Origin of the sequence: Propionigenium maris DSM 9537 (assembly GCF_027925155.1) — a bacterium.
In the GTDB taxonomy this organism is placed as follows: domain Bacteria; phylum Fusobacteriota; class Fusobacteriia; order Fusobacteriales; family Fusobacteriaceae; genus Propionigenium; species Propionigenium maris.
This window is the reverse complement of record NZ_BSDY01000019.1, coordinates 16,303-30,126: the sequence shown is the minus strand read 5'-3', so window position 1 is coordinate 30,126 and position 13,824 is coordinate 16,303. Positions and strand designations below refer to the sequence as shown.

The 13,824-nt window shown below is 41.5% G+C and carries 11 protein-coding genes; all 11 read left to right on the top strand.

The features are described 5' to 3' along the window. Positions 1–560 precede the first annotated feature (560 nt). Entirely contained in the window at positions 561–1,208 is a 648-nt protein-coding gene (locus QMG11_RS15290; protein WP_281837159.1) for a GntR family transcriptional regulator, read from the top strand. 199 nt (positions 1,209–1,407) lie between these two features. Then, positions 1,408–2,061, top strand: coding sequence for a GntR family transcriptional regulator (locus QMG11_RS15285; protein ID WP_281837158.1), 654 nt, complete (start codon positions 1,408–1,410; stop codon positions 2,059–2,061). A gap of 533 nt (positions 2,062–2,594) precedes the next feature. Beyond that, positions 2,595–3,905, top strand: coding sequence for a citrate/sodium symporter CitS (gene citS, locus QMG11_RS15280; RefSeq protein ID WP_281837157.1), 1,311 nt, complete (start codon positions 2,595–2,597; stop codon positions 3,903–3,905). A 501-nt stretch (positions 3,906–4,406) separates the two neighbouring features. Beyond that, positions 4,407–5,759, top strand: a complete 1,353-nt coding sequence (locus QMG11_RS15275; protein WP_281837156.1) for a 2-hydroxycarboxylate transporter family protein — start codon at positions 4,407–4,409, stop codon at positions 5,757–5,759. 240 nt (positions 5,760–5,999) lie between these two features. Next, positions 6,000–7,346 carry a 2-hydroxycarboxylate transporter family protein gene (locus QMG11_RS15270; RefSeq protein WP_281837155.1) on the top strand — a complete coding sequence of 449 codons (1,347 nt, stop codon included), beginning with the start codon at positions 6,000–6,002 and terminating at the stop codon, positions 7,344–7,346. Positions 7,347–7,601: 255 nt separating this feature from the next. After that, a complete protein-coding gene (locus QMG11_RS15265; RefSeq protein WP_281837154.1) occupies positions 7,602–8,987 on the top strand; it encodes an oxaloacetate decarboxylase subunit alpha in 1,386 nt (461 codons plus the stop codon). Between the two features lie 220 nt (positions 8,988–9,207). Continuing rightward, entirely contained in the window at positions 9,208–9,525 is a 318-nt protein-coding gene (locus QMG11_RS15260) for an OadG family protein (protein WP_281837153.1), read from the top strand. A 17-nt stretch (positions 9,526–9,542) separates the two neighbouring features. Beyond that, positions 9,543–9,905 carry a biotin/lipoyl-containing protein gene (locus QMG11_RS15255; protein ID WP_281837152.1) on the top strand — a complete coding sequence of 121 codons (363 nt, stop codon included), beginning with the start codon at positions 9,543–9,545 and terminating at the stop codon, positions 9,903–9,905. A 10-nt stretch (positions 9,906–9,915) separates the two neighbouring features. After that, a complete protein-coding gene (locus QMG11_RS15250; protein WP_281833694.1) occupies positions 9,916–11,025 on the top strand; it encodes a sodium ion-translocating decarboxylase subunit beta in 1,110 nt (369 codons plus the stop codon). Positions 11,026–11,368: 343 nt separating this feature from the next. Then, complete coding sequence (locus QMG11_RS15245) at positions 11,369–12,253, top strand: HpcH/HpaI aldolase/citrate lyase family protein (RefSeq protein ID WP_281837150.1); 885 nt, start codon at positions 11,369–11,371, stop codon at positions 12,251–12,253. Between the two features lie 11 nt (positions 12,254–12,264). Next, the gene (citF, locus tag QMG11_RS15240; RefSeq protein ID WP_281837149.1) at positions 12,265–13,821 is read left to right on the top strand and encodes a citrate lyase subunit alpha; all 1,557 of its coding nucleotides are present in this window, start codon (positions 12,265–12,267) and stop codon (positions 13,819–13,821) included. Positions 13,822–13,824: the final 3 nt, after the last annotated feature.

Genomic DNA, 13,824 nt, shown 5'->3' with positions numbered 1-13,824 from the left:
TCCTGAAGTATTTTTTTTAGTCCAATAATGAGTAGTTTTAGCTGACAGCAACTAATGAGTTGAATGAAACAAGAGTGTAGAAGATTCCAGACAGAAGACTTCCTCCCAGTAAAATAGATGCACATCCTTCAAATATTTTTTTCATAATAGTTCCTCCTAGAAATTATATGTCAATTTTTTATCTCTGTATTCCGGTAAAAAATAAGCCCTTTAAAATGATGGTTGATTTAAGCCTTTTTCCAAAGTGTTCTTTAAACACATTGATTTTAAAGAGTTTTTTTAGTGATATTTTTATCTTGTAATAATTATATAATTTTTTCACAAAAAAGTCGAAAGCTGGGGAGAGTAAAAATTAACCACCTATTGGTCAAAAACGTTATTATCTTCACAAAAGAGGAGAGGGGTTCTCTAAACTACTGAGGATATTAAGGGAAGGCAGGGAATAATTGGGATGGATGTAATTGACAAAGGAGGAAAAAGGTCTTAAGATATCTAAGGAAAGGTAATGTTTTTTTGAAAACATTGGGAAGTGAAATTTGAAGTTAAAGGATGGAATATAGATGAAAATACAGAAGAGCAAACCCATGAGAGAACTGGTGTATGAGGAGTTAAAGAGGCTTATAATAGAGGGAGAGATAGAACCTGGGTCAAGAATAGTGGAGACTGAATATGCAGAGAAGTTTCAGATAAGCAGGACTCCCATAAGGGAAGCTATAAGGATGCTGGAGCTGGAAGGGTTTGTAGAATCACAGTCCAAGGGGGGAGTCATAGTAAAGACCATAACCAAGGATGACATCGAGGAGATCTATAGGATAAGAATAGCTCTTGAGAGCATTATTATAGAGGAAGTAATCAAGAAGGCGGGAGCCAGGGATATCCGTAGGCTGACGAGACTCATGGAGGATACAGAGGATCTTATGGCAGAGTATGAGGATGAGAAGGAAGTTTTTGAGCTCTTCTCTGAATTTAATAATATACTCTATGATATAGCGGATTTAAACAGGGTAAGAGAGATGATAACCAATATCAAGCTATATCTGAGCAGTTTCAGAAGGATAGCCATAGAAAATGAGGAGAGAAGGGAGATCGCCTTTAAGGATCATAAAGCGATAGTGGAAGCTATAAAGGAGAAAGATATCTCTAAAGCTCTTGAAGTGAACAAGCTTCACCTGGAGAGGTCTAGAGATTTTATTGTGGGAAGTTTATAGAGAAGGGCTGAGAGAGATCTCAGTCCTTATTTTATTTCAGATTATAGTAAGAGGGATGGTATAGATAGAGAGCTTAAAAAGTTAATAGTTGAATTTTTAAATTGACAAGGAAGTATAAATAATATTATTATATACTCTGTACTTTGTATACAGAAAACATTATGAATTGAGATGAGATTATCTCAGGGAGTGAAGATAGATGGTGATTAAGAAGAGTAAATCGGTAAGAGAGCTGGTGTATGAGGAGCTGAAGAGGCTTATAATAGAGGGAGAGATCCAGCCTGAAGAGAGGATTGTGGAAACTGAGTATGCAGAAAAGTTTCAGATAAGCAGGACTCCAATAAGGGAGGCACTTAGGATGCTGGAGCTGGAGGGCTTTGTGGAATCCAAGTCCAAGGGCGGAGTAATGGTAAAGAGCATCAAGAAGTCGGATATAGACGAGATCTATAGGATAAGAATAGCTTTGGAGGGAGTAATCCTTGAGGAAGTTATAAACAATGCCAAGAAAAAGGATATAAGAAGGCTGGAAAGGCTCATGGAGGATACAGAGGACCTCATAGATGAAAGTGGTGAGGATAAGGAGGTATTTAAGCTTTTCTCGGAGTTTAACGACACCCTCTATGATATAGCAAGCCTAGACAGGGTCACTGAGATGATTACCAATATAAACCTATACCTGAGAAGGTTCAGAAGGATGGCTATAGAGAGCGGAGACAGAAAGGAAGTTGCCTTTAACGATCACAGGGCCATAGTAGAGGCAATCAAGGAAAAGGCAGTTGAAGAGGCAAGAAGTCTAAACAAGGTGCACCTTGAGAGATCCAGGGACTTTATCAAGGCCAATATTCAATACTAAAATGCAAAAAGAGCTTAGGCTCTTTTTTTGTTTTTTGTAGTGGTAGGGACTTAAAAATAGATAGAGAAAGAGAGTTAATATAAGTTTTTAAAGCCACCTAAAGAAAACTTAAATGCCAGAACGTACTGTATACTGTATAACTCAGTAAAAACTTTTGAAATGATTAAAAATTTAAGAAAATTTTAAAGAAGGTACAGTGGACGAACACCAATATTAACCAAGGCTTAAAGATGTTTGTTAAACAACGCTTAACGAACGATAATGAAACAAATTGTTGACAGAAACATAATAGTGATGTAAAATCACTATCGACATATATCCTGTATACAACATACAGGATGCTGTGATTGGGTTGGGGAACTCAATTGGACCTGACAGTTTATATTTAGTATTGAAGAGAAGTTTATTGCTAAGGGATTTCTAACTCAAAATCTTTTTAGCTTCTGATGGGAGGCTTGAAGATCTTCAGGCATAACTATATTCTTCAGGACCGGGGAAATATTATTTAACTATGTGATTATTTAGGAGGGAAAATGTCAACAGCAGCAGTAAGTTCAGAAAAATCAAAGGCTGAATTCAAGATATTTGGAATGTCAGCAAAATTATTTTCAATTCCACTTGTGGCGGTGCTTTTAGTACACTTCACAGATTCACTACCAAAGGGGCTTGTGGGAGCACTAGCATTCTCATTTGTATTTGGAGCAATATTTGGAGAGATCGGAGACAGATTGCCGGTATTTAAGGAGTATATCGGAGGAGCACCAGTTCTTATATTCCTAGCAGCAGCACTGTTTGTACATCAGGGATGGTTTACAGAGAGAGAGATAGATATTGTTACCTTCTTCATGAAGAAGTCGAAGTTTCTTACTCTGTATATTGTAGTTCTAATGACTGGATCTATCTTTGCAGTTAACAGAAAACTACTACTTAGATCTTTAATCGGTTACCTGCCAGCTATCTTAACTGGAGTAATAGGAGCTTCTATTATGGGTATCCTGGGAGGATTTATCTTTGGGATCTCACCAAAGGAGATCATGATGCTATATGTACTTCCTACTATGGGTGGAGGAAACGGAGCAGGAGCAGTTCCACTGTCTGAGATCTATGAGGCAGCAACTGGTAATCCTAAGGAAGCTTACTACTCCTATGCAATTGCAGTACTGACTATTGCAAATATCTGGGCAATCGTAGTAGCGGCAGTTCTTAATAAGATTGGTAAGAAGTATGAGGTTCTTTCAGGAGAGGGAGAACTTGTAAGAGCAGGAAACCTTCAGTTAGAAGAGGATGAGCAGGTAGAAGTAACTCCAAGAGATATGGCAGTTGGGTTCATGATGGGTCTTTCAGCTTATATGATAGGTACTTTCTTAAATAAGAATGTTTCCTTCCTATCTGGAATTCATACCTATGCATTAACAGTATTAACTCTAGTGGCATTTAACGGATTAGGTCTTATCCCACTGTCTATCAAGCAGGGTGCAGGAAAGTTCCAGAAGTTCTTCTCTAAGCAGCTGACATGGGTACTGATGGTAGGAGTAGGGGTAGCTTATACAGACCTAGGAGAGATCATCGCTGCAATCACCCCAGCAAATGTGATTATCGCACTGATGATAGTTGTAGGAGCTACTATAGGAGCAGGATTAATGGGTCACCTGGTAGGATTCTATGCCATCGAGTCTTCAATTACAGCGGGACTGTGTATGGCAAACAGAGGAGGATCGGGAGATATAGAGGTGCTAGGAGCTTCAAAGAGAATGAACCTTATCTCATATGCCCAGATCTCATCTAGATTAGGTGGAGGAATAATTCTAATCATCGCATCTATAGTATTCCAAATGATTGCATAGAGGATATTAATCTAAAATTTACATATTAACCCTTAAAAAAGCCGGGATATTCCCGGTTTTTTTATTGTTATTTCAGGCCTAATGCTAAAATATAGCTTAAAAAACGTTTAAGCTTAAATTAAGAAATGTGATGATATAGATGATAAAATCTAAAGTTAACAGGAGTAGGGGAAGAGTCTGATATAAGAACAAAAAACAAAAAAAACATACAAGAAGAGGACGAGTAAGATTATCATTTAATTTTAAAAACAGATGCCTTCTTTTAAAGCCTTGTTTTTAAAGGTTTATTAAATTTTAAAAACCTTAAAATAAGCTTAAATGAAGAGGGAAGTAAAAAAGTTTGAAAAAAAATAACATTTAAAATACAATGCTGTATACAGTGTTCAGGATATTGGATATAAAGTTGTTTTTGTTGGGCAAAGTGTATGATAAACATCTACGGGAAGCTCATAGAAGGATCTTAATCCAGTATTAAAAAATTAAAATAAGGAGAGTTCTAAAATGAGTAAAACTTTTGGTGAACTAGTGAACTTCAAGGAGAGTAAGTGGAAGGGGCTTCCAACAGGAATCTTCTTCAGTATGTTTGTAGCAGTTTTATTAATGGTGTATCTGCCAGATGCAAAGGGAGTACAGGGAGGATATATCAGGCCAAACTTTCTATCGATTCTGGCAATTACAGGAATATTCGGTATCTTCTTTGGAGAGATTGGAGACAGAATACCAGTATGGAATAAGTATGTAGGGGGAGGAACGGTACTTGTTTTCTTCATGGGAGCTATCTTTGGAACCTATGATCTACTGCCAGAAGCAGTGCTAAAATCTTCTAAGGTATTTTATAATAAGCAGCCGGTAAACTTCCTGGAGCTTTTTATTCCAGCACTTATCGTAGGATCTGTACTTACAGTTAACAGGAAAACCCTTCTGAAATCAGTAAGTGGATATGTACCTCTTATCCTTATTGGTGTACTGGGTGCAACAGTAGGGGGAGCTTTAATGGGGTTGATTTTCGGTAAAACTCCTCTGGATATCATGATGAACTATGTACTGCCTATTATGGGTGGAGGAACTGGAGCAGGGGCTATCCCTATGTCTGAGATGTGGGCTGCTAAAACTGGTGGAGATCCAACTGAGTGGTTTGCCTTTGGAATATCTATCCTGACTATAGCAAATATCATAGCTATCTTTACAGGTGCCCTACTTAAGACTCTGGGAGAGAGGAAGCCGCACCTCACAGGGAATGGAGATCTTATAATCTCAGGAGATGGAGAGAAGGAAGAGGATATCGACTGGGGATCGGTGGGGGCCAACCAGCAGGATTTTGCAGCAGCACTATTTATGACTGGAGTACTGTTTATGTTCTCCCACTTCTCAGGAGTGATCTGGGCATCATGGAATATGCCTTTTGATATCCACAGACTGGCATTCCTGGTAATATATGTAATCATATTAAATGTATTTGATGTAGTGCCTACAAGACTTAAGGCCGGAGCTAAGAATATGCAGTCCTTCTTCTCGAAATACACGATCTGGGTGCTTATGGCAGTTGTTGGATTTACAACAAATGTAAATGACATTATAAATGCCCTTACAGTTCCTAATCTGGCTATAGCAACAGCTATTGTACTGGGGGCAACTGGAGCTATCATGCTAGTTTCAAAGTTCTTTAGATTTTATGCTGTTGAAGCGGCTATTACAGCAGGACTTTGTATGGCAAACAGAGGAGGTTCCGGGGATATAGCTGTACTAGGAGCAGCAGACAGAATGGAGCTAATCTCCTTTGGACAGATTTCATCTAGAATAGGTGGAGCGATGATGCTGATTATCGGTTCCATAATATTCGGATTATTTGCATAGTAAAAGACCTCATAGAGTAAAGGTGCCGGGATTATCTCCGGTACTTTTATTTTATAGTTATTTTCATTTGAAAGAGTGAAGGAAACCCTTTGGTCTAGACGTTTTGTCTCTCTGAAAAGGATATTTGAAATGTGTGAACTTCTGAGCTAGACTTCACATAAGACGGAGATATTTTAGGTGAAAGTTTTGAATAGAGTTTCTCTCCTTTAATGGAGAGGTTCACCAGAGGGAGGATGAGGAATGAAAAACTTTAAGGAACTTGTGGATATGAAGGAAAGTAAGTGGAAGGGGCTGCCAACGGGGGTATTTTTTACGATGCTCCTTGTGGTGGCTCTCATGGTTTATCTCCCAGATGGTGAGGGGATACAGGGAGGATATATAAGGGGGAACTTCCTGGGAATTCTGGGAGTTCTTGCTGTATTTGGTCTTCTATTTGGTGAGATAGGGGACAGGATACCCATATGGAACAAGTATGTAGGAGGAGGAACGGTACTGGTATTTTTTATGTCTGCTATATTGGGCACATACAGGATGGTACCAGAGGCAGTAATGAAATCCATAGGAATATTCTACAGTAAGCAGCCTGTGAACTTTCTGGAGCTCTTTATCCCTGCTCTCATTGTGGGGTCGGTACTTACAGTTAACAGAAAAACCCTTCTGAGGTCGGTAAGTGGTTATGTTCCTCTAATCATACTGGGAGTATTGGGGGCAACTGCAGGAGGAGTTGTAGCGGGACTGTTATTCAGAATAAATCCCATGGATATAGTGATGAACTATGTACTTCCCATAATGGGGGGAGGAACCGGGGCAGGGGCGATTCCCATGTCTGAGATGTGGGGAGCCAAGACGGGAAGAGATCCCCAGGAGTGGTTTGCCTTTGGAATATCTATCCTGACCATAGCAAATATCATAGCCATCTTTACAGGAGCACTGCTGAAGGAGCTGGGAGAGGAGAGACCTCACCTTACAGGACATGGGCAGCTGATAATGAGCGGCAATGAGAGGGAGGAGGATACAGACTGGAAGGCTACAGGAGCAGATGAGCAGGATTTTGCAGCAGCTCTTTTTATGACGGCTGTATTATTTTTATTTGCTCACCTGTCTGCAGAGGTGTGGAAGTCCTGGAACCTGGCCTTTGATATCCACAGGCTGGCCTTTCTGGTTATCTATGTAATTATCCTCAATGTGGCAGATGTGATTCCAGACAGATTAAAGGCGGGAGCCAAAAATATGCAGACTTTTTTCTCCAAGTACACTATCTGGGTACTTATGGGAGCAGTGGGGTTTGGTACAGATGTAAATGATATTATAGGGGCTCTTACCCTTTCCAATCTGGTAATAGCAACAGCTATAGTTTTAGGGGCTGTAGGAGCAATTATGTTTTTCTCGAAGTTTTTTAAATTTTATCCAATAGAAGCGGCCATTACAGCGGGACTGTGTATGGCAAACAGGGGAGGTTCCGGGGACATTGCGGTCCTTGGAGCAGCAGACAGGATGGAGCTTATCTCCTTTGGGCAGATATCCTCAAGGATAGGGGGAGCCATGATGCTTATAGTGGGATCCATAGTATTCGGGCTATTTGCATAGAGGATGATAAAGCAGGGGATAGCTTATGCAGAAACAGAGTCGTTCTATAAAAACTATGCCTGCTATCTTATTGTTAAAACTACTTTCAATGTTTTTAAAACAAACAAAACGAACAAATAACCAGGAGTTTTTTTTATTAAATATGCATTAAATACTATAAAAACGTTGACATATGATGTGAAAAATTATATACTTTTCCTGTTAAAAGAATACTGTATACAGAGTACGGTATAACGAATTTAGGAGGTTAATCTTTTGAGTAAGCTTAAGATAACGGAAACGGCCCTAAGAGATGGTCACCAGTCTCTTATTGCCACTAGACTTAAAACTGAAGAGATCCTGCCAATCTTAGAGAAGATGGATGAGGCTGGTTACCATTCTCTGGAAGTGTGGGGAGGGGCTACATTTGACGCTTGTATCAGGTTCCTTAATGAGGATCCATGGGCGAGGCTGAGAGAGATCAGAAAGAGGGTAAGGAACACTAAGCTGCAGATGCTGCTTAGAGGTCAGAACCTGCTTGGATACAGACACTACGGAGACGATGTAGTAGAGAAGTTTGTAGAGAAGTCAATTGAAAACGGTATAGATATCATAAGAATCTTCGATGCACTAAATGACTACAGAAACATCAAAACTTCTGTAGAGGCTACAAGGAAGTATGGGGGGCACGCCCAGATCTGCATCGCCTACACAACAAGTGAGGTTCACACTGTGGACTACTATGTGGAGAAGGTAAGGGAGATAGATGCCATGGGTGCAGACTCTATCTGTATCAAGGACATGGCTGGAATCCTAATGCCCAACGTAGCCTATGAGCTGATAAAGAGGATGAAGGAAGTAACTGAGCTTCCCATAGAGCTTCATACCCACTGTACATCTGGTATTGCAGATATGCTTTACATGAAGGCTGTGGAAGCTGGAGTGGACATTATAGATACAGGCATCTCACCATTTTCAGGGGGGACAGCACAGCCTGCAACAGAGGTATTTGCTGAGACCTTCAGAGGACATGAGAGGGACCCAGAGCTTGATATGGATATCCTGGCTGAAATAGCTGATTACTTTAAGCCTATCAAGGAGAAGTATAGAGCAGAGGGGATACTGAACCCCAAGGTGATGGATACGGAGCCTAAGACACTGAAGTATCAGGTTCCCGGAGGGATGCTGTCAAACCTTCTTTCCCAGCTAGAGGGACAGGGAGCAGCAGACAAGTATGAGGATGTACTTAATGAGATTCCTAGGGTAAGGAAGGATCTAGGTTATCCCCCACTTGTTACACCGCTATCACAGATGGTGGGAACCCAGTCGGTATTCAACGTGCTTACTGGCGGAAGATACAAGGTGGTACCAAAGGAGATCAAGGACTATGTAATGGGGATGTACGGGCAGTCACCGGCACCGGTGGACGAGGAGATAAAAAAGATAATAATCGGAGATGAGACTCCTATAACCCACAGACCTGCAGATGATATCGAACCTGAGTTTGATAGATTAGCAGCTGAGATCGGAGACTTGGCTAAATCGGAGGAGGATGTACTCATGTATGCTCTATTCCCTGAAAATGCCAAGAAGTTCCTGGAGAATAGGGGGAAGCCTCAGGTAGAGGAAGTAGAGGAGTACCATATAAATTTGGTTATATAAAGGGTTACAATAAAGAGGTTTTAAGGGACCATTTGAAAATTTACGTCAATGAAGTATGAATTAAAATTATAGAAATATATTCGGCGACTTGCCAGGAACTTAGTCAGACGATACGATTATTTCATAATTTTAAGATTACGCAATAGTTAATTTTTAACAGGTCTTGAACTTTGAGTACCTTTCTTTCAAGAGAAAGGTACAAAAAAAAGGAGGAAATAACTTGATATTTCAAGAGCAAATGACCTTCGCAGAGGGTCTACAGCTTACAGCAATAGCCATGGGAATAGTATTTATACTGCTATTTGCCATTTCATTAATCCTGGAGATGTTTAAACACATCCCGCAGGATGAACAAAAGAAGGCATCATCCAGACCTGCACCAACACCAAGTGCGCCGGCAGTGGCAGCTGCAGGGGTAGACTGGGCTGAACTGGAAGCAGATGAGGACATGATGGTAGCGGCACTTGTAGCTTCCATGGAAGCAGCAGGGAAGAATAGAGATACAAACTATAAAATAACAAGAATAAAAAGGCTTTAACGGAGGATTTAGAAGAGATGAAGAAGATCTATAAGATAAAGGTAAATGGAAGGGCATATGAGGTGGAGCTACAGGAGGTAACTACCGCGGAGGGAACTGTAGAGGCACCAGCATCTGTAGGGGAGTCAACTCCAGCTAGCGCTGCACCTAAGAAGGCAATGGTAGGTGGGGAGACTGTAACAGCTCCGATGCCTGGAACTATCGTAGACATCAAGGTAAGGGTAGGAGACTCGGTAGCTAAGGGACAGCTTGTAGCGGTACTGGAAGCTATGAAGATGGAGACTGAGATCCTGGCTCCAGATGCGGGAACTGTAACTGAGATCCACGTAGGAAAGAGTGCAGCAGTAAACTTAGGAGATGCAATAGTATCTTTAGGATAGGAGGAAAGCAATGTTAGAGATTATAGCTCAGTTTATGAGCAGTACAGGATTTTCCCTTTTATCCATTCAGCAGGTAATCATGATGCTTATTGCATGTGGATTCCTGTACCTAGCAGTAAAAAAGGGATATGAGCCATACCTGTTGATCCCAATTGCCTTTGGAATGTTACTGGTTAACCTTCCAGGGGGAGGATTGATGGAAAAGGGCGGACTATTTTATTATCTGTATCAGGGAACTAAGTACGGAGTATATCCACCTCTTATCTTCCTTTGTGTGGGAGCAAGTACAGACTTCGGACCACTTATAGCAAATCCTAAGAGTATCCTACTTGGAGCAGCAGCACAGTTTGGAATCTTCTTTGCATTCCTTGGAGCTATCGCAATGGGATTCCTAGGACCGGAAGCAGCTTCCATCGGTATCATCGGAGGAGCAGACGGACCTACAGCTATCTACCTGACTTCACAGCTAGCGCCGCAGCTACTGGGACCAATAGCTCTGGCAGCCTACTCATATATGGCCCTGGTACCAATTATCCAGCCGCCCATCATCAAGGCTCTTACCACTAAGGAGGAGAGAGAGATCAAGATGGAGCAGGCAAGGCACGTGAGTAAGAATGAGAAGATAGCCTTTCCTATTATTGTAACTATCCTAGTGGTAATGCTGCTACCTACAGCGGCACCGCTAGTTGGAATGCTTATGTTTGGTAACCTTATCAAGGAATCTGGAATGGTACCAAAGCTTGTGGATGCAGCAACAAATTCGTTGATGTACATAGTAACTATTCTACTGGGGATTACAGTTGGAGCTACAGCTAACGCTGAGTCCTTCCTGAATCCACAGACGATGAAGATAACAGCTCTTGGACTTGCAGCCTTCTCTATAGGAACAGCCAGCGGGGTGTTATTCGGTAAGGTAATGTGTAAAGCGACTGGTGGAAAGATTAATCCTATGATCGGAGCAGCGGGAGTATCAGCAGTACCTATGGCAGCCAGAGTAGTACAGAAGGTAGGACAGGATGAGAATCCCCACAACTTCCTTCTTATGCACGCCATGGGGCCAAATGTGGCAGGGGTAATCGGGTCAGCGGTAGCTGCCGGTGTACTTCTAAACGTATTCTAAAAGTAAGATAAAAGGAGAAGGTTGCCTTAAGACCGACTATGGGGATGATAGGATCATACATTGGTGGTAGAATCGATGTAGGTGCAGGGATATTAGTAAAAACTATATTTGCTGTGAGAGTATTATAGCATCCCCTTAGGAGGTGCAAGGGTTTCCTTGCCCTTTAATGCCATAATCTGAGTAATAGGGAGTTCATTTATTGAAGTCTAGCTTATGGAACGGAAAGGGGACTTCTGAAAGCTAAGATTTATAAACTTTGAAGGCAGGTAGTGGTCATAGTATCACTACCTCAGCCTGTAAAAAGAAATGTGAAAATTAAAATTTATAAGAGGGAGAGATAAGGATGGAAATAAAAAAGTTACGTAGGACTATGCTCTTTTGTCCTGCAACAAACCCAACAATGTATATAGATGCTCAAATGTATAAGCCAGATTGTCTGCTGTTTGACCTAGAGGATGCAGTAAGGTACGATGAAAAGGACCTGGCAAGAGATCTGTTAGCAGAAGCTCTTAAGAGCTTAAGCTTTGGAGATATAGAGGTTTTTGCAAGAATAAATCCTCTATATACAGAGTTTGGAGAGGCTGACGTAAGAGCCCTTGTTCCAGCGGGACTCAGAAGAATGAGACTACCTATGTGTGAAAAGGTAGAGCAGGTAAAGGAGCTGGATGCCCTGCTAACAGAGGTAGAGAGAGCATATGGAATAGAGGAGGGAAGCTGTAAGATACAGTGTTCCCTAGAGACTCCCCTTGGAGTCTGGAATGCACTGGATCTGGCTACTGCATCACCGAGAGTAATATCTATCTCCTTTGGAGCGGAAGACTACACAAGATTATTAGGTGTAGACAGAACAAAGGATGCAAGTGAACTACAGTTTGCAAGACAAAGAGTGGTTAATGCAGCTGCTATAGCTAAGGTTGATGCTATCGACACTGTATGGGCTGACTTTAAGGATATAGATGGATTTATCAATGAGGTTAAGTACGCAAGGCAGATTGGGTTTGCAGGAAAATCCTGTATCCACCCTTCACAGGTTGGACAGGTTCACGATGTGTTCACTCCTAAGATGGAGGATGTAGAAAAATCTCTAGTTATAATCGAGGCAGCAGAAAAAGCTGGAATTGAAAAGGGTGGAGTAGTACAGGTTAACGGAAAGATGGTAGATATTCCAGTAATTGATAAAGCAAGAAGAATTGTCGGACTTGCAAAAGCTGCAGGCTTAATTAAGTAGGAGGGATTGGTGTGAGCATAAACAAGGTTGGTATAGAGATACCTCAGGAGATTCAGGGATACAGAAAAGACTTTAAACCATATGCAGGAGCCTTTGAAACAGAGCCAACTGCAGTAACAAAAACCAGAAGGATAAGATCTTCTAAGCCGGGAGGTTCAAAGATAATAGAGAACCTAGAGGAAGCTATCAAGAGAAGCGGACTTAAGGACGGGATGACTATCTCATTCCACCACCACCTAAGAAATGGTGACTTTGTATTAAACAAGGTAATGGATGTAATTGCTGGGATGGGAATCAAGGACCTGACAGTGGCGGCATCGTCACTGACAAAGGCTCATGAGCCGCTACTGGGGCATATCAAGAATGGAGTGGTAAGCGGGCTGGAGACTTCAGGACTTAGAGGACTAATTGCTGAAGAGATGAGCAGGAATGCCATTATGGATAAGCCAATTATCTTCAGGTCTCACGGAGCAAGAGCAAGAGCAATCGAGTCTGGAGAGCTTTCAATAGATGTGGCATTTCTTGCAGCACCTATCTGTGATACAATGGGTAATATGAATGGTATGGAGGGGAAGAATGCCTTTGGTGCAATGGGATACCCTATGGCAGATGCTGAGTATGCCAACTGTGTAATAGCAGTGACGGATAATTTGGTACCATTCCCTCTAAATAATATCGCAATCCCAATGACAAATGTAGATTTTATCGTTGAGATAGATGAGATTGGAGATCCCAGAAAGATTGCAACTGGAGCCACTAGAATCACCAGTAACCCAAAGGACCTCTTTATTGCCGAGCAGGCAGCAAATGTACTGATAGCTTCTGGAGAGATCAAGGAGGGATATTCATTCCAGGCTGGAAGCGGAGGGCCGTCGCTGGCTGTTTGTAAGTTCCTGAGAGAGTATATGGAGGAAAACAAGATTACCGGGTCATTCTCATCTGGAGGAATCGTTAAGGTAGCAGTGGATTTCCTGGAGGATGGACTATTCAAGTCGCTACTGGACGTTCAGACATTTGACGCAGCAGCGGCAGAGTCTATGAGAAAGAACCCTAACCACGTAGAGATGTCTGCAAGTATGTATGCAAACCCTCATAATAGATCGTGTGTGGCTCACCAGCTGGATGTAATGATTCTTTCAGCAACAGAGATAGATACAAACTTTAACATCAACTCGTTGACAGCCTCAACTGGAGTGATCATGGGAGCTATTGGTGGAGCACAGGATACAGCAGCAGGAGCGGGACTGACTCTAGTGGTGGCACCTTCCATGAGGGGAAGACTTCCTATCGTAATGGATAGGGTAACAAATGTTGTAACTCCTGGAGATACAATCGATGTACTGGTTACTGAAAGGGGAGTATGTGTAAACCCTAGAAGAACCGATCTAATTGAGAAGTTTACAGGAGCAGGAATCGTGTTAAAGGATATAAACGAATTAAAGGAAGAGGTCGAGGCACTGACAGGAAAGCCAGCTAAGAATGAGTACACAGACAAGATTGTTGGTGTAATCGAGTACAGAGATGGAACTGTTATTGATGTGATCAGACAAATAAAAACTAAAAAATAAAAA